The following is a 21,911-nucleotide window of genomic DNA, read 5'->3' as shown; positions in this document are numbered from 1 at the left end:
CGTTGGCGCTATAGTTTACCTTCACAAGGAAAAACCAGCGCGATGGGATGATGAGCATGTCGTACAGAAACCTATTCAAGGGAAGTGCCATCGCACTTGCCCTCTTTGCAGGCGCAGTTCAGTTTCCCAGCCTCGCGCAGGCACAGGTGGTCGTGTCTTCCAAGATCGACACTGAGGGCGGCGTCCTTGGCAACATCATTCTGGCCATTCTCAATGCAAATGGTATCCAGACCACTGATCGCATCCAGCTCGGCGCCACGCCGGTCGTTCGCAAGGCGATCACCGCTGGCGAAATCGACATCTATCCCGAATATACGGGCAATGCCGCCTTCTTCTTCAACAAGGCTGACGACCCGCTCTGGAAAGACCCAGCCAAAGCTTATGAGACTGCAAAGCAGCTCGATTACGATGCCAACAAGATCGTCTGGCTGGCACCATCACCGGCAAACAACACCTGGGGCATTGCGGTGCGCAAGGATGTCGCCGACGAAAACAAGCTTACGAACCTGAGCGAATTCGGAAAGTACATTTCAGGCGGCGGAAAGGTCATTCTGGCCGCATCCTCGGAATTCGTGAACTCGGCAGCAGCCCTGCCCGCTTTCCAGACCGCCTATAGCTTTACCCTGAAACCCGACCAGCTCATCACACTTTCAGGCGGGGACACCGCTGCAACCATTGCTGCCGCTGCCAACCAGACCAGCGGCGCCAACGCGGCCATGGTCTACGGCACCGATGGCGGCATCGCGCCTTCCGGACTTGTCGTTCTCGAAGACGACAAGCATGTGCAGCCGGTCTACCAGCCCGCCCCGATCATCCGTGAGGAAGTCTTGAAGAAAAATCCGAAGATCGAGGAACTTCTGAAACCCGTCTTCGAGAAACTCGACCTGACCACCCTTCAGGAACTCAACGGTCGCGTGCAACTGGGTGGCGAACCGGCAAAGGCGGTTGCCGAGGATTTTCTTAAAGCCAACGGATTTCTCAATTAGAGAGCGCGATAACGGATAATTGCCGGGCATGAGTGCAACACACCAGACGATCCAGGCAAATGGCACGAGGGGCTTGTTTGCATATATCGACAAGCTCGGACTGGTCATTGCGGCAATCGCCTTATCGGGATTGCTTCTGCCATTCGCAAACTTTCGGGCAAACCGCATTGTTCAAGGCGAGCCTCGTTATCTTTTGGATGCCCTGCCGGCCTCATTGGCGCTGCTGTTCGCCGCTGTCATAGCGGCAGGACTGCTGATCGGCTTTGTCCGCAGCAACAATTTGTTGCGGCTGTTCGCGGCTCTGTTCTGCCTCGCATCCGTCATGCTGGCAATCGGCCTGGCCGCGTCATATCTGTCGCCCGAAGGAAACAGATATGCGCGCGTTTCTCCGGCTTCCGGCTTTTGGCTGTTGTTTTTTGCGAGCGCACTTTATGTCGCGGATGGGCTGGTCCGGCTGCGTGCCGGTCCGTTTTTACGGGTCGGACTGCTGGTCATTGCAGGATTGCTCCTGGCCGCGCTGCTTTCCTCAGGCCTCTGGGACAGCATCTCATTCATGAAGGAATATCAAAGCCGCGCGGACAGCTTCTGGAACGAAGCGGAGCGGCATATATCGTTGGCATTGGGATCGCTTGCAGCGGCGACCGCAGTGGGTATTCCGCTGGGGCTTGTCTGCCATCGCTTGGCCGGGTTGCGGGCTTTCGTTCTTAACAGCCTCAATATCGTGCAGACCATTCCGTCAATGGCCCTGTTCGGTATTTTGATTGCGCCACTCGGCTGGGTCGCCACGCAGTTTCCCTGGGCGGGTGCTATCGGTATTCGTGGTATCGGCGCTGCACCGGCATTCGTTGCGCTTTTCCTCTATTCGCTGCTGCCTATCGTGGCGAATACCGTCGCAGGGCTGGCACAGGTGCCGGAGCCGGTAACGGACGCAGCCCGCGGCATGGGCATGACGCGCCTGCAACGCCTCTTCAAAACGGAATTTCCGCTCGCTTTTCCCGTTATTCTCACCGGCATACGTATCGTCATGGTGCAGAATATCGGCCTGACGACCATCGCGGCATTGATTGGTGGCGGCGGCTTCGGAACATTCGTCTTTCAGGGCATTGGGCAAACGGCCATGGATCTTGTTCTGCTGGGTGCCTTGCCTACCGTTCTCCTCGCCTTTGCGGCTGCTGTCATTCTCGATGCAGCGATAGAAATCACCGGGAAAGGCAGCTCCCAATGATCGAATTCGACCATATCACGAAGCGCTATAACGGACGCGCAGCGGTGGACGCGGTGAGCTTCACCATCGAACCCCACAGTATTGCTGCCATTGTCGGGACGTCAGGTTCCGGCAAGACGACCCTCCTGCGGATGGTCAATCGTCTGGTCGAGCCGACCGACGGAGAAATCCGCATCGATGGCCGCAGCATCATGGACGAACCCGGTCATGTTCTGCGGCGGCGGATCGGTTACGTCATCCAGCAGAACGGACTGTTTCCGCATCGCACTGTCGCAGAAAACATAGCGACGGTTCCCCTTCTGCTTGGATGGCAGAAACAGCGCATCGATGCTCGCGTGGATGAACTGCTTGACCTCTTCCAGCTTGAACCGGCAGACTATCGCGACCGCTACCCGCATGAACTTTCCGGCGGGCAACAGCAACGCGTCGGTGTGGCACGCGCACTCGCTGCCGGGCCGAACATCCTTCTCATGGACGAGCCATTCGGGGCACTCGATCCGGTAATCCGGGCCAAGGCGCAGGAAGATCTGAAGGCGATCCAGAAGCGGCTCGGCACGACCATAATCCTTGTCACGCACGACATGGAGGAAGCCATATCGCTGGGTGATCGTATCGCCGTCATGGATGACGGAAAATTGCTGCAATATGGTCCACCGGCAGAAATTCTTGCCCGTCCGGCAACCGATTTCGTCGAACGTCTTGTCGGTACGGGCGAACGGCCTTTCCGCCTCCTCTCTCTCATGGACCTTAAAACCGTGCTCCAGCCCGGTGATGCGAGCGGTGCAACAATGCCGGTAACGGCGTCGCAACGCGATGCCCTTGCCGAGCTTCTGTGGTCAGGGCGCAAAGCCCTTCCCGTTCTTGACCATGATGGAAGGCCACTTGGACAAGTCACGCTCGACAGGCTTCTGCATCAGGCAGAGCGTCCGGCATGAAATTGTTCCTGTCCCTTGTTCCGCGTGCGCTGCTTCTGGGCGTTCTGCTGCTATTTCTGTGGCGGCCCCATCTTTTCGAGCCGTTGTTTCGACCGCTTGTCGATGAGGGCGTCCCGGTCATTTATGATCGTGCAAATTTCGTGACACTGACTTTGCAGCATCTCGGTCTGGTCGCTCTGGCCGCACTGGCATCCACGATTGTAGCCGTCTCGATGGCAATCTTTGTTACCAGAAAGCAGGGTGCGGAGTTTCTGCCGCTCTCACGCAGCCTTGTGAATATCGGCCAGACCTTTCCTCCCGTTGCAGTGCTGGCACTTGCAGTGCCCGTCTTCGGTTTCGGAGACAAGCCGACCCTGATTGCACTCTTCCTCTATGGTCTGCTTCCGATTTTTGAAAATACGCTGACGGGACTAACGACTTTGCCGCCTCCGGTTGTCGAAGCTGCACGCGGCATGGGGATGACCAGCGCGCAACGGCTCGTGAAAGTCGAGGTTCCCCTTGCCATGCCGGTTATTCTGGCAGGTATCAGACTTTCCGTTGTGATCGGCCTTGCAACGGCTACCATTGGCTCGACTGTCGCTGCCAGAACACTTGGAGAAGTCATCATCGCCGGGCTCATTTCCAACAATCTTGCTTTTGTTTTGCAAGGAGGGCTCGTCGTGGCCGCACTTGCCATACTCATCTTTGATGGGCTTCAGGCAATTGAACATTACCTCATGAAACGTTCCGGACGAGCCATCTGAACGCATAAGCCTCTTTGAAAGACGTCTCTGCATTCCTATATCCTTGCAAATAACCAGCCAGCGAGGAACGGGATGAATATAGGGCAGGCAGCTGCAGCATCTGGCATATCGGCGAAGATGATCCGCCATTATGAAACAATCGGACTCATTGAAGCTGCCGAGAGAACCGGTTCGGGCTATCGCGTCTATACGCAGAAAGACGTTGAGACGCTGCGCTTCATCCGCCGCAGCCGCGACCTCGGTTTTCAGGTTGAACAGATCAAGGAACTGCTGACGCTCTGGCGCGATCGCAACCGCGCATCGGCTGACGTCAAGAAGGTAGCGCTTGGCCATGTCGAGGAGCTGGAAGCCAAGATGCGTCAGTTGCAGGAAATGGCTGATACGCTGCGCTACCTCGCGAAAAACTGCCACGGGGACAACCGCCCCGATTGCCCGATCATTCACCAGCTTGCAGAAAACAGCGTGGAAAGCCGCAAACGCCCGGCTCCACGCAAAGGCGAGTTACTGCACGGTAAAATTTGAGGTCTGCAAATAAAACGCCGGGATCACTCCCGGCGCTTTTCTTTCGCATCACCAGCTCAGCCTTTCGGCAGAGTATAGGCGATCACATAATCGCCGGGCTTGGTGCCAACAGAACCATGCCCGCCGGCAACCATCAGAACGAATTGCTGATCGCCGACCGTATAGCTCATTGGCGTCGACTGCCCGCCAGCAGGAAGCCGTGCTTCCCAGAGCTGCTTGCCCGAAGTCAGGTCATAGGCGCGCAGATAATCATCCACGGCTGCACCAAGGAAGGCAACGCCGCCTGCGGTGATCATCGGTCCGCCAATGCCCGGAACGCCGACCTTCAGCGGAAGTGGAACCGGTGACATATCGCGGATCGTTCCATTCCGATGTTTGTAGGCAATCTTGCCGGTTCGCAAGTCAACACCTGCGACATAACCCCATGGCGGCGTCTGGCAGGGAATACCGAGCGGACCCAGGAATGGCCCCATGAAGACGCCATAAGGCGCGCCGTCGTTGCGGTTCAAGCCCTGCTCGCTTCCCTTTTCATCCTGTCCTTTCGGCGGAATGTCCGCGCGTGGAACGAGGCGCGAGGTGAAGGCGAGATAGGTCGGCATACCGAACATGACTTGCCGCACCGGATCGACGGCCACGCTGCCCCAGTTGAACACACCGAAATTGCCCGGATAGACAATCGTTCCGCGCAGCGAAGGCGGGGTATATCGGCCTTCATAGAACAGCTCGTGGAACTTGATACGACAAGCGAGCTGATCGAACATCGTCACACCCCACATGTCGCTTTCGCGCAAGGGCGGCGGACTGAAAGTAAGATCGGAGATCGGCTGCGTCGGCGCAGTATGGTCCTCGGGTATCGCGCCTGTCGGAGCTGGAATTTCCCTGACTGGAATGATCGGCTCGCCAGTGCGTCGATCCAGAACATAGAGGTCGCCCTGCTTCGTCGGTCCGACCAGTGCCGGAACCCCGTTGATTTCCAGCAGGACCGGCTGGGCTGGAACGTCCATATCCCACAGATCATGGTGAACTGTCTGACGCACCCAGCGAAGCTGTCCAGTGTTCACATCGAGAGCGACGATGGACGAGGAAAACTTCTCCACATTCTCGCTGCGGTCCATACCAAGCTGGTCGGGCACCTTGTTGCCGAGCGGAACAAATATCAGCCCAAGCTTCTCATCGACGCTTGAAACGGACCAGCTATTGGGTGAGTTGGTCGTGTAGTGCTCCCCCTCCGGCAGCGGCGTGGTGACATCCGGATTGCCTGAATCCCAGTTCCACAGCAGTTGGCCGGTACGGATATCGAATGCGCGAATGACGCCCGACTGTTCTTCCGTCGAATAATTATCGTTGACGGCACCGCCAACGATGATCTTGTCGCCGACGACCGCAGGGGGCGAAGTGGAGTAGTAATACCCTGCCGGATTGTATTTCATGCCGTGGCTGAGATCGAGAGTTCCACCATTGGCGAAATCCGTGCAGATTTCTCCGGTGGCCGTATCCAGTGCAATCAATCGCGCATCAGATGTCGGCAGATAGACACGCTCGGCGCATTTCGCTCCAGCCGTTGCGGTCGCATCTTTCCAGTAGCTCACACCACGGCAGGTCTGGTGCTGGCGGTCTGTATTGAAACCGACCTTGGGATCGAATTTCCACTTTTCCTTGCCGGTCGCCGCATCCAGCGCAATAGCCCAGTTATGCGGCGTGCAGAGATAAAGGGAATCGCCGATCTTGAGCGGCGTGACCTGATAGGTCGTTTCGCCCACATCCTGCGGCTGCTTCACATCGCCGGTCTGATACTGCCAGGCAACCTGAAGCTTGGAGACATTCTCCGGCGTTATCTGTGCCAGTGGCGAATAGCGCTGACCGTAAGGCGTTCGACCATATTGATGCCATTCACCATCGGGCATGTTGCCGCCAAGATCGGGCGTTGCAGCAACCTTCTCCGTCGGCAGGTCTCCGGCAATATTGTAGGTATCCTGTGTTATCGCATAGCCTGCGACCACGACTGCGATCACCGAGGCTGCTGCCAGCGGCAGACCACTATCGCCTGCTCCGTTATTCAATGGTTTCCTGATCCAGGGCGTCAGCATCCAGAAGCCGAGCAGCACGATGATGCCGCCGCGTGCGCCAAGCTGCCACCAATCGAAGCCGACTTCATAAACGGCCCAGCCGAGCGATCCAAGAATGACAAGCGCATAGACCCATAATGCTGTGGCGCTGCGCCGGGAAAGCAAAACGGCGGTCAGCAGAAAGCCGATCGCTGCGAGTATGTAATACCAGCTGCCGCCGAGTGCGGCGAGCCAGATGCCTCCCGCGCCGAGCGCAAGCCCGATCAGGAAAAGAACAATAGAAGTTAACCAGATAAGCAAGACATTACCCCCTTCTAGCACAACCGGCATCCCGTCATATGTGCAGGGAAGCCGGGCGGATTAACCGCTCACCAATTTCGAGGCATTCCAGATATGGCCAGATATGGTCAGATATAGGTTGCAAGTCTTGCAGCAATCCGTGTGCCGCACAACTCCCTGCTGCCTACATATCCACATAGGCGAGCATGGAAAAAATCTAGGGAGCGGCAGAGTAATTCTTTCGCCGGAAAGGTCGGGAGGGACTGGTTTCAGTCCAAACGGCATCCTTAATTAAAGCAGAGTGCCGAAAAGAAGCTTTGAGCCGTCAGAAGACGCGAAACGTTGCGCGAATAGGCGTATTTTCGCCCATCAATTGCGGCGAACGCATGGCAAAACTGTGTATATTTCGGCTTTCAGGAGGCTTTTCGGTGGCATCACGCAGAGCCGCGCATGATGAGGTGGCTATCGAGACGGCGAATTTCCTTCTCGACGGCTGCCCCGCTTTCCTGCGCATTGATCCGCGAGAAAAGCATATCGAGACCCAGTTGCGCGATTTGCCGATAATCCTGCGCAACCGTTGTCAGCGGCGGACAGGTGAAGCGGCTGAGAGGATGGTCGTCATGACCGGCGACACGGAGATCGCAGCCCTCCTCGCGCCCGACATGGCGCCGACGCTCGAATGCCGCGGAAATCACGCCGAAAGCCAGACGATCATTGGCACACAGAACCGTGCGCGTCGGAAACCCGCCGCGATCAAAAATCCGGCCTGCCTCCTGATAGCCCAGTTCCTCGAAATTCCAGTTCTTTGCTTCTATGGGAAGGACGATTGGTTCAACGCCAAGCCTTTCCATGGTTTCGATATAGGCCGAACGCCGTTCCAGCGCATTCTGGTTTACAGCCGGCATTTCGAGGAAACAGGGGTGTTCCCCCGTTCGATAGAGATACTCGGTGATATTCCCGATGCTCTGACGATTATCCGTGCCGACGAACGGCTGATCGTCGCTGATACGGCTGTCCAGGAAAACTGCAGGCGTCGAGTTCGACAGACTGGAAAGAAGCTTCTCATCCGTATCGAAACCGAGCGGAGCCATCAGAACACCCGCAATCTTGAGAGACATCAAGGTGCGCATCGCCCGCGCTTCGAGTTTTCGCTCACCATGAGATGACAGCACGATGGTCCAGTAGCCCTCCGCCAGACAGCGCATCTCGATCTGGCGAATGATTTCCGCATAGAATGGATCGGATATATGCGGAACGATAACGCCGATGTTCTTCGGCTTCTTGCGATTGAGGCTGACTGCAAAAATGTTGGGCTGATAATTATAGTCTTTCAACGCCTTTTCGATACGAGCCCGCGTGGAAGGCTTTACGCTTTCAGGATTGTCGAAATATTTCGAGACCGTAGGACGAGACAATCCGCTTGCCGCCGCGAACTCTTCCATCGTCCTGATCTTCTGTTCGGTCATGCCCTGCTTTTCCCATTGGGGTATCGAAGCGATTTTTCGGCGCCACCCACTTTTCTTTTCATGCGTAAATTTATTTCCGCCCAGAAGCAACAAATTTCAACACAACAGTGATCAGTAGTCCACGCCTTCACGTGCCTGCTGCAGTTCACGCCTATGTAACCTGCCCAAATTCAATCGTTATAATTTTTACACGTGAAAAATTTTATATTGACACACTGAACAAGCTCTAGCATGTCTAGGGGAGCTCAATCATGGGCTGAAGGCCCTGCCCTTCGGGAGGTTTGAAGTTGGCGACAACTGACGGACCAGCAGGAAAACCGTTGTTCATGTCCCATAGAAGGACGCCCCGGCGAGCGCCGGTCATTCGGAGGAAATCATGTTTCGCAAATCGCTCAGCCGTATTCTCTTTTCCGGCGTAGCTCTGGCCATGATGGCAGGTGCTGCATCTGCCGAAGGCATCGGCGCATCGCTTCTGACCCAGCAGCATCCGTTCTACATCGCGCTCGCAGATGCGATGAAAAAGGAAGCGCAGGCAGAAAATGTACCGCTGGAAGTCTCCATCGCCAATCAGGACCTGAGCAAGCAGCTCGCCGATGTGGAAGATTTCATCACCAAGGGCGTTGACGTCATCATCATCTCGCCGGTTGACAGCAAGGGCGTTCGCTCGGCCATCAACAAGGCTGAAAAGGCTGGCATCAAGGTCATTACCGTCGACGTACCGGCCAACAATGTCGATGTGACCTCCTTTGTGGGCACGGACAACTTCGCAGGCGGCGAAAAGGCTGCCGAACTGATGGCAAAGTCCATCGGCGAGAAGGGCAACGTCGCTGTGATCGATTACCCGACGGTTCAGTCGGTTGTGGACCGTATTGAAGGCTTCAAGAAGGGCATTGCCAAATATCCCGACATCAAGATCGTGGCGATCCAGCCGGGCATCACCCGTCCGGAAGCTCTTTCGGCTGCCCAGAACATCCTTCAGGCCAATCCGGATATTGTCGGCATCTTCGGTTTCGGTGACGATGCTGCGCTGGCTGCTGCCTCGGCAGTAAAGTCGGCCAAGCTTGAAAACCAGGTCAAGGTGATCGGCTTCGATGGCATGGAAGAAGCCCGCAATGCCGTCAAAAACGACCCGGTCATGGTCGGCGTTATCGCCCAGTACCCGGACCAGATGGGCAAGGTTGCAGTTGAAACCGCTGCCAAAGTCATCAAGGGCGAGGAAGTTCCAGCCAAGCAGCCAATCGTTCCGGGCGTCGTCACCAAGGACGGCGAAACCAAGTAACACCGCGTGAAACAGCGACACTCCTCCCAGTCGCTGTTTCCTATCTGCGTGCGGCGGCCCGGCGAACACCACGCGCCTTGCCGCCGCCGCAACCCTTTTGAATTGCAGACTTCGCTCGGGATCAATCTTAAAATCCATTGCGAAACTGAATAACGGAGAGTGGAGGCCCCCAAAGTGACAGATACCGAGACAGCCACCAAATCCGAACGAAACGCCCTGCCGGATACGGTGCTTGAAATTCGCGATGTGGCGAAATCCTTCGGCCCGGTCATCGCGCTCAAGCGCATGAACCTGACCGTGCGTCGCGGCCGCGTGCATACGCTTCTTGGCGAAAACGGCGCCGGAAAATCCACCCTAATGAAGATTCTGGCTGGCGTTTTCAAGCCAACCTCCGGCACCATTTTGCTCAAGGGCGCGACCTATACGCCGAAAGACCCGCGCGATGCCCGTGCAAATGGCATCGCCATCGTCTTTCAAGAATTGAGCCTGTCGCGCAATCTCAGCGTGGCCGAGAACATCTTCGCCAATCATGAGCCAAGCCGCTTCGGTTTTGTGCGGGAGCGCGAACTGAACGCCGCTGCCGACAAGCTCATCGATGAGCTTGGTCTGCCTGTCGATGCACGCGCAAAGGTTGGCGACCTGTCGATTGCCCAGCGCCAGCTCGTCGAAATCGCCAAGGGCCTGAGCCAGCCTGCTGACGTCGTCATTCTGGATGAGCCGACCTCATCGCTCTCCGACAGCGAAGCGGAAATCCTGTTTTCGATTATCGAGCGCCTGAAAGCCAGGGGCACAGCCGTTATTTATATTTCGCATCGCATGGAAGAAATCATGCGGCTTTCCGACGACATTACGGTCGTTCGCGATGGCGAATATGTAACGACCACGGAAAAGAGCGAGACCACAATCGAGCGGCTGATCGCCCTGATGGTCGGCCGTGAGATGAACGACATCTATCCGCCGCGCGAAGCGCCGAGACCATCGGCAAGCGTGCCGCCCATACTTGAAACGAAGAACCTCTCGGTTGCGGGCAAATTCAACGATGTTTCCATCGACGTGAAACCCGGCGAAGTTCTGGGGCTTTTCGGGTTGGTCGGTTCTGGCCGTTCGGACGTGATGGAGGCATTGTTCGGTATGCTGCGGCCCACGGGTGAAATCAGGCTCGACGGAGAGGTCATCACCCTCTCCTCACCGACCGATGCTATTCGCAACGGCATTGCTTTCGTGACCGAGAACCGCAAGGAAGAAGGTCTCGTTCTGTCACACAGCGTTGAGCGCAATATCAACATGGTGGCGCTCGGCCAGCTTGCAGGGCCTTTCGGCCTCATGCGCTCGAAAACGGAGCGCTCCGCCGCCAAGGCGGAAGTGCTGCGTCTGGCCATCAAGACCGCATCCATCGACACGGTTGCCGGGTCACTCAGCGGCGGCAACCAGCAGAAGATCGTGCTGGCAAAGTGGCTGCAGACAAAGCCGCGCATCCTCATTCTCGATGAGCCGACACGCGGCGTCGATGTCGGCGCGAAATTCGAAATCTATCGCATCATCCGTGAACTTGCCGCCAATGGCGCGGCGATCCTGATGGTTTCCTCCGAACTGCCGGAAGTGCTGGGCCTGAGCGACCGCGTGGCCGTCATGCATAACAAGCATGTCGCCGCCATTGTCGATGCCGATGGCCTCACGCCAGAAACCGTCATGAGCTACGCAGCAGGAATGCACCTATGAGCAACGCACAAAATATTCAGAAGAAAGCCGTGGACGCGGAAGTCCGCCGTTCGCTTTTCTCCTCCCCGCTGGTTCGCCAGTATGGCGGCATCATCATCTCACTGGCCGTGCTCTGCGTGGTCTTCGCGGTGCTGAACCCGCGCTTTCTCGCCTTCAACAACTTCATGAACATCATGCAGCAGGTGGCGGTGATCGCCGTTGCTGCCTATGGCATGACCTATGTGATCCTGCTCGGCGAAATCGACCTGTCCATCGGCTCGATCATCGCAGTTTCCGGCATGGTGGCAGCGCAAGCCTTCGCCATGGGCTTCGGCTTCGTGCCGACCGTCGTTTTCACCCTTGCGGCGGGCGCCATCATGGGTGGCCTGAACGGCGTGCTTTCGGCAAAGCTGATGCTGCCCTCCTTCATCGTGACCGTTGCGACAATGGGCATCTATCGCGGCATGGTCAGCCTGCCGACCAATGGCGCACCGGAAATCATCGAAAACGATACCTGGCTTGCCATCGGCTCGGAAAACTGGCTCGGCCTGCCGATCATCATCTGGATCGTCGGCGTTCTGTTCATCTTCAATTATATCCTGCTGTCGAAGACCGTTTTCGGTCGCCGCATCTATCTGTCGGGCGGCAACAAGGAAGCAGCGATCTATTCGGGCATCCGCGTCGACCGCATCAAGATCATCGTCTTCATGCTCTCCGGCGTCATGGCAGCCATCAGCGGCATTCTCCTCTCCTCGCGCCTGTCCTCAGCACAGACCAATGCAGGCATGGGCTATGAACTCGACGCCATTGCGGCGGTCGTGCTTGGGGGCACCTCGCTTGCCGGCGGCGTCGGTACCATGGTCGGCACCATTCTGGGCGCGCTCATCATCGGTGTCATCAACAACGGCATGAACATGCTGTCGGTGCCCTATTTCTATCAGCTCATCGTCAAGGGCGTGGTCATTCTGGTTGCCGTCTGGCTGGACGTGCGCTCGAAATCCATGCGTACGTAATCGCGGTGCACCTTATGAAAAAGATCATCACCATCGGCGAGATCGTCGTCGAAATCATGGCTGTGGAAACCGGCAACGGTTTCAAGACCGCCATCCCATTGATCGGGCCGTTCGCCTCCGGCGCGCCCGCAATCTTCATCGATCAGGCCGCCAAGATGGGCCAGCCTTGCGGCATGGTCAGCGCGGTCGGCAATGATGACTTCGGCGCGCTCAATATCGAGCGCTTGCAGAAGGACGGCGTGGATGTTTCGGCCATCGGCGTACATCCGGCAGCCGCCACCGGCAGCGCTTTCGTGCGTTATCGTCCAGATGGCAATCGCGATTTCATCTTCAACATCAAGCACAGCGCATGCAGTGCCATCGGCCTGACGCCGGAAGCCGAAAGGCTGATCGAGACCGCCAATCATCTGCATATCATGGGCTCCGCCCTGTTCTCCGAAGGCATTGTTTCTGCAATCCACGAGGCGACGATCCGTATCAAGGCGAAGGGTGGCACCGTGTCCTTCGACCCGAATATCCGCAAGGAAATGCTGGAATTGCCGGGCATGCGCCAAGCGCTGGCCCATGCGCTGGAAAACACCGACCTGTTCATGCCGAGCGGCCCGGAAATTTTCCTCTTCACCAAGGCGACCGAGGAAAAGGCAGCCGTGGAAGAACTGCTGGCGCGGGGCGTCAAGGCCGTTGTGGTCAAGCGCGGCGCGGAAGGCGCCAGCTATTTCGACCAGTCCGGCGAAGTTTTCGCGCCTGCTTTCAAGGTCGATGAGATCGACCCGACCGGAGCGGGCGATAGTTTTGGCGCGGCATTCGTCACCTGCTGGCTGCGCGACATGGCACCGAAAGAAGCCCTCGTCATCGCCAACGCCACCGGCGCGCGCGCCGTTGGTGTCAAAGGGCCGATGGAAGGCACCTCGACCATGGCCGAAATCGAAGCCTTCCTTCAGAAAAACGGAGTTCCAGCATGAGCAGTACGCAAGTTCTGAGCGCACTTCCCGCACGTTACGCCAGCGGGGTTCGTGGCGGCATCACGTCGATCTGCTCTGCGCATCCTCTGGTGATCGAGGCCGCGCTTCTTGAAGGCATCGCGACCAGCACGGACGTGCTGATTGAGGCCACCTGCAATCAGGTCAATCAGGACGGCGGCTATACAGGCATGACGCCTGCCGACTTCCGCCGCTTTGTGGAAGACATCGCCGCCCGTGTCGGCTTCGACACCAAGCGGCTTATTCTGGGCGGCGACCATCTCGGCCCGAACCCGTGGAAGCACCTGCCTGCCGAAGAAGCCCTTGCGAAGTCGGATGTGATGATCGACGCCTTCGTGCGCGCTGGCTTCACAAAGATCCATCTCGACACCTCGATGGGCTGTGCTGGCGAGCCGGTCGCGCTACCCGATGCCGTGACCGCCGAGCGCGCGGCACGTCTGGCCAAGGTTTCGGAAGCAGCGGCCCGTGAAGCCGGATACGACCTGCCGGTCTATATCATCGGCACGGAAGTCCCTATCCCCGGCGGGGCGATGGAAGAAATCGAAGAGCTGGAGCTGACCAAGCCGGGCGCGGCAGTTGAAACCGTCGCCATTCACCGCAAGGCTTTCGCAGCACTCGGACTGGAAGACGCATTCGCCCGCGCCATCGGCGTCGTGGTGCAGCCGGGCGTCGAGTTCGGCAACGAAAATGTCGTCTTCTACAACAGTGAAAAGGCGACGGCGTTAAGCGGTGTTCTCAGCGAAATGGCGCAATTCGTCTTTGAAGCCCACTCCACCGACTATCAGCCGGTGGAAGCGCTTTCCGATCTGGTTGATGACGGTTTCACCATTCTGAAAGTCGGCCCCGGCCTGACTTTTGCACTGCGCGAGGCGCTTTACGGTCTCGACCAGATTGCAGCTTTCCTCGACAAACTGCCGGAAGAAGAAACCCTGCGCGGTAAGATGGAAGCGCTACTTCTCGCAGAGCCGAAGAACTGGGAAAAATACTATCACGGTGATGCGGAAGAACTGCGCCTGCAACGCCATTTCTCCTATAGCGACCGCATTCGCTATTACTGGCCGCATCCGGTCGCAACTGCTGCCGTCGATGCGCTTTTGAACCGTCTGGAAGGGCGCAAGATACCGGAAACGCTGATCAGTCAGTATCTGGGCACGCTTTATCCAGCAGTCGCCTCGGGTGAGATTGAAGCGACGCCCCACGCCTTGATGGTGGAGGCCGTCCGCAATGTGGTCCGAACATACGGCAAGGCTGTCGGAACTCATTAGAGCGGTTCCGGTTGAAACGGAACCGCTCTATGTCTTTGTTTGTACGCATTATCCTACGCAAAACCGCTTCGCACTTTTGCTGGAAATGCTCTGAAACAAAAAGGCGCGGTCAACACCGCGCCTTTCTTTTGCTCAGGCCTCTATCGGGCTTTTAAAAGCCTTGAGCCGCAAGGCATTGCTCAGCACGAAGATGCTGGAGAAAGCCATGGCGCCTGCCGCCAGAACCGGTGACAACAACGTGCCAGTGAACGGATAGAGGACACCCGCCGCGACAGGGATCAGCGCGACGTTATAGGCAAAGGCCCAGAACAGGTTTTCGCTGATATTACGGATCGTCGCCTTCGATATGGCAATGGCATTGACCACGCCGCGAAGATCGCCCGACATCAACACCACATCTGCGCTTTCGATCGCAATATCCGTGCCGGTGCCAATCGCAATGCCAACATCGGCAGCAGCCAGTGCAGGCGCATCGTTGATACCGTCCCCGACAAAAGCAATCCGCTTGCCACCTGCCGAAAGCCGCTTCAACGCTTCAACCTTGCCGTCCGGCAGCACTTCCGCAACGACTTCATCGATGCCGAGACGTTTTGCGATGGCTTCCGCCGTGCGGCGGTTATCGCCGGTGATCATGGCGACCTTCAGCCCCTGCTCGTGCAGGGCAGCAATCGCCGCTGGCGTAGTTTCCTTCATCGGGTCGGCAACAGTCAGGATTGCTGCCAGCTTACCATCGACAGCTGCATAGAGCGGAGACTGCCCTTCATCGCCGAGACGCTTCGCATCATTGGCAAAGACAGCAACGTCATGACCAAGCTTTGCCATGTAACGATCAGCGCCGATGGCAATCTCATGGCCGGACACATGAGCCTTCAGGCCAAAACCGGGTACGGCTTCGAAAGCCGATACATCCGCAAGCTTCAATCCCTTCTCTTTCGCTGCTTCCACAATCGCGTCGGCAATCGGGTGTTCGGAACGTGCCTCCACAGCCGCGACAAGCGCCAGAAGTTCGTCCTTCTCAAAGCCTTCGACGGTCGCGAAATGAGCCAAAGCGGGCTTTCCCTGTGTCAGCGTACCGGTCTTGTCGACGGCGATAACGGAAGCATCGCGCAAGGTCTGCAATGCGTCACCGCGGCGAAACAGGACGCCGAACTCGGCTGCGCGGCCAGTGCCAACCATAATGGACGTTGGTGTGGCCAAGCCCATGGCACACGGGCAGGCGATGATGAGAACCGCAATGGCGTTCACCAGCGCGTAACCCAGCATGCCCGTGCCACCGATCACAAGCCACAATGCAAAGGTCAAAGCGGCAGCCGCCATCACAGCGGGTACGAACCAGCCGGTCACCTTGTCGACCTTTGCCTGAATTGGCAGCTTGTCAGCCTGAGCGTCCTCAACCATGCGGATGATCTGCGAGATCACCATATCGCGGCCAACCTTGGTGGCACGGAAGGTGAAGGCACCGGTTTTGTTGATCGTACCGCCAACCACTTCCGCGCCTTTTTCCTTGGCAACAGGCACAGGCTCGCCGGTAATCATCGATTCATCCACATAGGACGAACCTTCGATCACCTCGCCGTCGACCGGCACTTTCTCGCCGGGGCGGACTTGCACGACGTCACCAGCGCGAACATCTTCCAGCGGCACATCGATCGTCTCGCCATTACGCACCACACGCGCCGATTTCGCCTGCAGGCCAACCAGCCGGCTGATAGCCGCACTGGTGCGTCCCTTGGCACGCGCCTCCAGATAACGCCCGATCAGGATCAATGTGACGATGACGGCGGCAGCCTCGAAATAAACATTCACCGTGCCTTCCGGCAGCACGCCGGGAAGGAAAGTCGCGACCACCGAATAGCCCCATGCGGCAAGCGTGCCAACCACAACCAGCGAATTCATGTCAGGCGTGCCGCGCAACAGCGCCGGAATGCCTTTCTTGAAAAAGCGCAATCCCGGACCGAACAGTACCAGCGTGGTGAGCACAAGCTGCAGATACCAGCTGTTCTGCATACCGATCCTGTCCATGACGAACATATGAACCGCAGGGATCAGATGCGAACCCATTTCCATAACGAAAACAGGCAAGGTCAAAACGGCAGAGAGAATGACGCTTTTCTTCAGTTCTGCCGCTTCAGCATCCCGCTTCTCGGACTGGGTTTCCTGCTTGACGTCGCTCTGCGCGTCATCCAGCGAACGCGCCTCATAACCTGCCTGTTCAACCGCCTTGATGAGTTCGGATGACTGTACCGGCCCGGCCAGTTCCACATGGGCACGTTCAGTTGCGAGATTAACACTGGCGCGTGTTACGCCCGGCACAGCATTCAGCGCCTTCTCAACCTTGCTGACGCAGGAAGCGCAAGTCATGCCTTCAATAGCGAGATCGATGCTCCCTGCCGGGACATCATAACCCGCCTTGCGAATGGCATCGATCACCGACGGCAAATCCGGTTCGCCCTTGAAAGTCACGTCGGCGCGTTCCGTTGCAAGATTGACGGAAACCTTGTCGACGCCCGGAACTTTGGACACGGCTTTTTCAACGGATGACACGCAAGACGCGCAACTCATCCCTTCGACGGGTACTGGAAAACTGATGGTTTCGTGATTAACAGGCTTGTTCATGGCAATCCCTTTCATCGCCCGGAAAGGGCATAATTCGAGAGTTGCTCCTTAGATAGGCCTTCCCACCGTTGGAAGGTCAAGCCCTTTTTAAGGCGAGGTTCGATTCGGACTTTTCGTTTGGTGTTATGGCTTTTCGAGCGCCGCTCAATAACAAGTGGGCGATGCCCTAAATCGGCAATCTGTTGTGTGCCGCAGGCATTTCCAGACCGACATTGCTGCGATTCTGGATAAAGGAATGCACGTCTCCGGCAGGCATTGGCCGCCCGGTCAGGAAACCCTGCACTTCGCCAAAACGCTCGGTCTTCAAACGTTCCAACTGTTGTGCGGTTTCCACGCCCTCGGCAGTCGTGACAATATTGAAGCCCGCACCGAGCGTTGCCACAGCCTGAATGATGGCCAGATCGCGCGTATCGACTTCGATCCCTGAAACGAAACTGCGATCAATCTTGATCTTATCAAATGGGAATGATCGCAAATAGCTCAAAGAAGAATAGCCGGTTCCGAAATCATCCATCGCGATACGAACACCCAATCGGCGAAGTTCGAACAGCAACTCGATATTGTTCTTGCTGTTCGACAGGAAGACCGACTCCGTGATTTCAAGCTCAAGCCTGTCGGGTGAAAGACGCGCTGCTTCCAACGCATCCGTGACGGAATGCAAGAGCGTGGTCTGACTGAACTGGACCGGTGAAAGATTGACCGAGACTTTTATGTCCTCCGGCCAGAGCACAGCTTCCCGACATGCAGTCCTTAAAACCCAGTCGCCGATCGGTCCGATGAGCCCAGTTTCTTCTGCCAGTGGAATGAATTCCGCCGGTGAAACCATACCGCGATCAGGATGACGCCAGCGGATCAGCGCTTCAAAGCCGGAAATCTTGCCGCTCTCAAGATTGAAAATCGGTTGATAATGCAGTTCAAACTGTTCATCCAGCAGAGCCTGACGAAGTTCGCCGGTCATGACATAACGCTTCTCCGCCGCCAGGCGCAGGGAGTGCTGATAAAAGCGGAATGTGCGTCGTCCACCTGATTTTGAAGCATAAAGCGCGAGATCGGCATTGCGCATCAGCACATCGGGGTTGTCTCCATGCAATGGCGCCTGGGCGATGCCCATGCTGCAGGCGACGAATTCTGAATTGCGCACCAGTTCGAACGGATCCTGAAAAGCAGAAAGGATACGGTCAGCGAACATTGCAATTTGTGCCAGCGTCCCGCTCCGGTAGACAATGGCAAATTCGTCGCCTCCCAGCCGGGCAATGAATTCATCCGAAGTCGTGATCTGCTTCAGTCGACGCGCCACTTCCTGCAAAAGCTGGTCGCCAGCCTGATGCCCTATATTGTCGTTGATGTTCTTGAAATGATCGATATCAAGGTAGAACAAGGCAAAAGGCTCGGAATCCCCGCCCTTTTTCAACAAACTCTCTACATGGTGAGCAAAATAGGCGCGGTTCGGCAAGCCTGTCAGACTGTCATGCATGGCAATATGTGCCATGCGTTCCTCAATCTCACGCCGTTCGGTTATATCCTCAACAAGCCCGATCAAATAGCGGGGCTCGTTGCCTTCGACCGGTGGGATCGAACATTTTATGATCCGCATCGTTCGCGACGTTCCGTCCTTGCGCTCGATCTTGCGTTCGACGTTCAACACGCCCCGACGCCGCATCGCCGTGCGATCTTGCTGGATGATGACGGTTGCCTCGCGTTCAGGGAAAAGATCGAGGTCGGTCGAACCGATGGCTTCCTCTACCGGCTGTCCGCTTGCCGCCGATGCGGCCTGATTGTAGAGCACATACCGACCGTCATCGTGCATATCCTTGACGAAGACACCAAGCGGCAGATTGTTGACGAGGCTGTCCAGCAAGGTTTGGGCGTGGTTTGCCTGACGATTGGCTTCTGCCAACTCTGTCCTGTCCTGAACAATGGCGAGAATCGCTTCCTTGCCGTCAAACAGCACCTGACGTCCGTAAGTCAGAACGTCAATGATTTCACCATTCGCGCGCAGATGCTGCCAGCGCTCCGGTCGTTCAAGGTCGCTGCGATCACGAATGGCAGCCAGCATTCGATCCCGTTCTGTCTGGGGTCGAATATCGAGCACTGTCATGCCCGGAATTTCATCAGCAGTGTATCCATAGAGCCGATAGGCAGCGTCATTCATCACGATGAAATGCAGCGTCTCCGGGTCATAAACCCACATCGGTGTCGGATGGGTTGTGAAAAGGATGCGGAAGTCCTGCTCGGACGTGCGCGCCATCGTGCCTTCCGTCGAAGCTGAAGCGCCCCTCCGCTTCCTCATCGTAAATCCCTCATCAAACTGATCCTACTGGATAATCTCGATCCACCCTACAAGTGGACCGTCAAGTTTCATGGCACCATGAGTAACACGCGGAAGATGCACCCCGAACATAGATTAAAGCCGAGAATTTTAATAAACCATATACAAATTGAGGGTCGATTTAAGGATTTTCTTTAAAACTGCATTTTTCCATCGCTTGACCGGCTTCAACTTCCAGCCTATGCCTAAAGACGCAAAATTCGTTGGGGTGCCTTCGAAGCAATATCAGGAAAAGTGCCAAGCGGTTTTCCGTCCGATATTGCGACACAAAAGGCTGAGAGACGCTGATCGCGTTAACCCATTGAACCTGATCCGGGTAATACCTGCGTAGGGAACGGAGTTTGACGCGTCGCAGCCGAGGGTTTCCCTCATCGGAGTTCAAGCTCCAAACAGGTTCATGACGTCTCATTTTTCCGTTCGGAATGAGAGACGTGATGATGGACCAAAAAAACAGTTTCTCCCGAACCACATCAACCGGCAGTGCGGCATTCGTGCCCATATGCGTGACTATTGCCGGTTCCGATAGTGGTGGCGGAGCTGGCATTCAGGCCGACCTCAAGACATTCTCGGCGCTCGGCGTCTATGGTGCGAGCGTCATTGCCGCTGTGACCGTGCAGAACACCTGCACGGTGAGCGCGGTGCACGACATCCCGCCCGCCATCGTCGCAGGGCAGATCGATGCCGTCTTCAGCGATCTCGATGTAGCCGCGGTGAAGATCGGCATGGTTTCCGTGCCCGAAACCATCGAGGCCATTGCGCGGGGCCTTGCGCATTTTTCCGGCCCTGTCGTACTCGACCCGGTGATGGTTGCAAAATCCGGCGACCGGCTTTTGAGCGAAAACGCCATTGCGCTTTTGCGCCAGAAACTGGTTCCGCTGGCCACGCTGCTGACGCCCAACCGGCCTGAAGCGGCCTGCCTGCTCGACAGCGATCTGGCTCGCGACGATGTAGACGCCGAAGAACAGGGGCGTGCCTTGCTCGAACTCGGCGCGAAAGCTGTTTTGATGAAGGGCGGCCATGCGGAAGGCGAAATCTGCGTCGACCTGCTGGTTCGCCGCGAACAGCCCACATTGCGTGTCGAGGCGACGCGTATCCGGACCGGTAACACCCATGGCACGGGCTGCACGCTCTCCTCAGCCATTGCTGCAGAGCTTGCCAAGAACCTGCCGCTCGAAAAAGCAGTCATTGCAGCCCATGCCTATCTGCAAGGGGCAATCCGCGCCGCCGATGCGTTGAAGATTGGACAAGGCCATGGGCCTGTTCATCACTTCCATAATCTCTGGAAAGTCCACTCAGAGGAGGCAATGTGATGCGCGTCACCATCATCGGAGCAGGTGTCGCCGGTCTAGTGTGCGCGGCAGAATTTCACGATCAGGGACATGCAGTCACTGTCATTGCCAAAAGCACTGAGATCGGTTCCGACAGCTGCTCATGGTTTGCAGGCGGAATGCTGGCACCATGGTGCGAAGGCGAGAGCGCGGAAGAGCCGGTCGTTCGTTTGGGACAGGAAGCGATCGGCTGGTGGGAGCGGCACGTTTCGACAGTCCATCGCAAGGGTACGCTTGTACTCTCGCACACACGCGATGCGACCGAACTGCGCCGCTTCGCCCGCCGGACGGAAGCATTTGACACCATTGATCAAGACCAGATCGATACGCTGGAACCAAACCTTGCCGGCCGTTTTCGGCAGGGACTTTTCTTTGCGGCAGAAGGCCATCTCAACCCGCGCCAGACACTGATCGAGCTCGCCGAAAAACTGCAGAAGAAAGGCGTCGTCTTTCATCTGGGGCAGGATGCGAAAGACGTCAAAGTCGCGGCCGACATTACCGTCGATGCACGCGGTCTTGCAGCGCGTGATCAGTTGCAGGACCTGCGCGGCGTCAAGGGCGAGATGCTGGTTGTGCGCTCGCGCGATATTAATCTCAAGCGACCCATACGCCTCCTGCATCCGCGGATTCCGCTCTACATCGTGCCACGCGGCGACGGCGTGCACATGATCGGCGCAACGATGATCGAAAGCGATGAGCGGGGTGGCATCAGCGTGCGCTCGACGCTGGAACTCTTGAGCGCCGCTTATGCCTTGCATCCGGCCTTCGGCGAGGCGGAAATCCTCGAAACCGGCGTCGATGCGCGTCCGGCCTTTCCCGACAATCTGCCCCGCGTAAGACGGCGGGGCAAAACCGTCTATGTCAACGGGCTTTACCGCCACGGCTTCCTGCTTTCGCCGGCGATAGCGCGCATGGCGGTTGCGAGCGCGACCATGCCGGAGGATGCGCTAGAGCCCAAACCAGAATTTGTGGAGGACTATGCATGACGATCGTGCTGAACGGTGAGGTCATCACCACGGCAGCCGCCAATCTGGCGGCGCTGCTCGCCGAAATCGAACTGGATGAAGCGGTTGTTGCAACCGCGCTGAACGGCGAATTCGTGGCCAGCCACGAGCGCGCAGCCGCGACTCTGTCGGCTGGCGACCGCATCGAAGTTCTGGCCCCGATGCAGGGAGGCTGAG

Annotated in this window: 17 protein-coding genes and 1 riboswitch; of the genes, 13 read left to right on the top strand and 4 right to left on the bottom strand. The window is 57.2% G+C overall.

The window, feature by feature from the left end; genetic code table 11:
• The first annotated feature begins 56 nt into the window (after window positions 1-56).
• The 5 genes from osmF (at window position 57) to cueR (ending at window position 4,411) form a co-directional block, all read left to right on the top strand.
• Window positions 57-986 carry a glycine betaine ABC transporter substrate-binding protein OsmF gene (gene osmF, locus ABDF71_RS02730; RefSeq protein ID WP_500060991.1) on the top strand — a complete coding sequence of 310 codons (930 nt, stop codon included), beginning with the start codon at window positions 57-59 and terminating at the stop codon, window positions 984-986.
• 19 nt (window positions 987-1,005) lie between these two features.
• Window positions 1,006-2,211 carry an ABC transporter permease gene (locus ABDF71_RS02725; RefSeq protein ID WP_439709642.1) on the top strand — a complete coding sequence of 402 codons (1,206 nt, stop codon included), beginning with the start codon at window positions 1,006-1,008 and terminating at the stop codon, window positions 2,209-2,211.
• Entirely contained in the window at window positions 2,208-3,146 is a 939-nt protein-coding gene (locus ABDF71_RS02720; RefSeq protein ID WP_094514728.1) for an ABC transporter ATP-binding protein, read from the top strand. Before ABDF71_RS02725 ends, ABDF71_RS02720 begins: the two co-directional genes overlap by 4 nt.
• Window positions 3,143-3,889, top strand: coding sequence for an ABC transporter permease (locus tag ABDF71_RS02715; RefSeq protein ID WP_500060988.1), 747 nt, complete (start codon window positions 3,143-3,145; stop codon window positions 3,887-3,889). Before ABDF71_RS02720 ends, ABDF71_RS02715 begins: the two co-directional genes overlap by 4 nt.
• 72 nt (window positions 3,890-3,961) lie before the next feature.
• Window positions 3,962-4,411, top strand: a complete 450-nt coding sequence (gene cueR, locus ABDF71_RS02710; RefSeq protein ID WP_010658066.1) for a Cu(I)-responsive transcriptional regulator — start codon at window positions 3,962-3,964, stop codon at window positions 4,409-4,411.
• Window positions 4,412-4,467: 56 nt separating this feature from the next.
• Here the strand turns inward: cueR and ABDF71_RS02705 are convergent, their stop codons facing one another.
• Window positions 4,468-6,777 (bottom strand): glucose/quinate/shikimate family membrane-bound PQQ-dependent dehydrogenase, encoded by a 2,310-nt coding sequence (locus tag ABDF71_RS02705; RefSeq protein ID WP_151614940.1) that lies wholly within the window; start codon window positions 6,775-6,777, stop codon window positions 4,468-4,470.
• A gap of 413 nt (window positions 6,778-7,190) precedes the next feature.
• Window positions 7,191-8,222 (bottom strand): LacI family DNA-binding transcriptional regulator, encoded by a 1,032-nt coding sequence (locus ABDF71_RS02700; protein WP_040128952.1) that lies wholly within the window; start codon window positions 8,220-8,222, stop codon window positions 7,191-7,193.
• 376 nt (window positions 8,223-8,598) lie between these two features.
• On the opposite strand from ABDF71_RS02700, the gene ABDF71_RS02695 reads away from it, so the two are divergent.
• The 5 genes from ABDF71_RS02695 (at window position 8,599) to ABDF71_RS02675 (ending at window position 14,457) form a co-directional block, all read left to right on the top strand.
• Window positions 8,599-9,501 carry a substrate-binding domain-containing protein gene (locus tag ABDF71_RS02695; RefSeq protein WP_071631883.1) on the top strand — a complete coding sequence of 301 codons (903 nt, stop codon included), beginning with the start codon at window positions 8,599-8,601 and terminating at the stop codon, window positions 9,499-9,501.
• A 174-nt stretch (window positions 9,502-9,675) separates the two neighbouring features.
• Complete coding sequence (locus ABDF71_RS02690) at window positions 9,676-11,220, top strand: sugar ABC transporter ATP-binding protein (protein WP_151662937.1); 1,545 nt, start codon at window positions 9,676-9,678, stop codon at window positions 11,218-11,220.
• Window positions 11,217-12,212, top strand: coding sequence for an ABC transporter permease (locus ABDF71_RS02685; protein ID WP_235918607.1), 996 nt, complete (start codon window positions 11,217-11,219; stop codon window positions 12,210-12,212). Before ABDF71_RS02690 ends, ABDF71_RS02685 begins: the two co-directional genes overlap by 4 nt.
• Before the next feature lie 14 nt (window positions 12,213-12,226).
• Entirely contained in the window at window positions 12,227-13,174 is a 948-nt protein-coding gene (locus tag ABDF71_RS02680; RefSeq protein ID WP_151662936.1) for a tagatose kinase, read from the top strand.
• The gene (locus tag ABDF71_RS02675) at window positions 13,171-14,457 is read left to right on the top strand and encodes a D-tagatose-bisphosphate aldolase, class II, non-catalytic subunit (RefSeq protein WP_151662935.1); all 1,287 of its coding nucleotides are present in this window, start codon (window positions 13,171-13,173) and stop codon (window positions 14,455-14,457) included. The genes ABDF71_RS02680 and ABDF71_RS02675 overlap by 4 nt, the downstream gene beginning before the upstream one ends.
• 132 nt (window positions 14,458-14,589) lie before the next feature.
• On the opposite strand, the gene ABDF71_RS02670 is transcribed toward ABDF71_RS02675, so the two are convergent.
• Both ABDF71_RS02670 and ABDF71_RS02665 read right to left on the bottom strand, forming a co-directional pair.
• The gene (locus ABDF71_RS02670) at window positions 14,590-17,073 is read right to left on the bottom strand and encodes a heavy metal translocating P-type ATPase (RefSeq protein ID WP_151662934.1); all 2,484 of its coding nucleotides are present in this window, start codon (window positions 17,071-17,073) and stop codon (window positions 14,590-14,592) included.
• Between the two features lie 166 nt (window positions 17,074-17,239).
• The gene (locus tag ABDF71_RS02665) at window positions 17,240-19,363 is read right to left on the bottom strand and encodes a putative bifunctional diguanylate cyclase/phosphodiesterase (protein WP_094514722.1); all 2,124 of its coding nucleotides are present in this window, start codon (window positions 19,361-19,363) and stop codon (window positions 17,240-17,242) included.
• A gap of 233 nt (window positions 19,364-19,596) precedes the next feature.
• A riboswitch (TPP riboswitch) is annotated at window positions 19,597-19,753 on the top strand.
• A gap of 86 nt (window positions 19,754-19,839) precedes the next feature.
• Here ABDF71_RS02665 and thiD point away from each other — a divergent pair.
• Genes thiD through thiS form a run of 3 tightly spaced genes read left to right on the top strand, consistent with a single transcriptional unit; the run spans window position 19,840 to window position 21,910 of the window.
• Complete coding sequence (thiD, locus tag ABDF71_RS02660) at window positions 19,840-20,712, top strand: bifunctional hydroxymethylpyrimidine kinase/phosphomethylpyrimidine kinase (protein WP_151662970.1); 873 nt, start codon at window positions 19,840-19,842, stop codon at window positions 20,710-20,712.
• On the top strand, window positions 20,712-21,716 hold the full coding sequence (thiO, locus tag ABDF71_RS02655; protein ID WP_151662933.1) for a glycine oxidase ThiO: 1,005 nt from the start codon (window positions 20,712-20,714) through the stop codon (window positions 21,714-21,716). Before thiD ends, thiO begins: the two co-directional genes overlap by 1 nt.
• Window positions 21,713-21,910: a sulfur carrier protein ThiS gene (gene thiS / locus ABDF71_RS02650; RefSeq protein WP_151662932.1), complete on the top strand. Its 198-nt coding sequence runs from the start codon at window positions 21,713-21,715 to the stop codon at window positions 21,908-21,910. Before thiO ends, thiS begins: the two co-directional genes overlap by 4 nt.
• Window position 21,911 lies beyond the last annotated feature (1 nt).

The sequence above is a fragment of the Ochrobactrum sp. WV_118_8 genome, assembly GCF_039631535.1.
Classification (GTDB): Bacteria; Pseudomonadota; Alphaproteobacteria; order Rhizobiales; family Rhizobiaceae; genus Brucella; species Brucella anthropi.
Note: the sequence above shows the minus strand (reverse complement) of the source record. Positions and strands in the feature narration are given on the sequence as shown.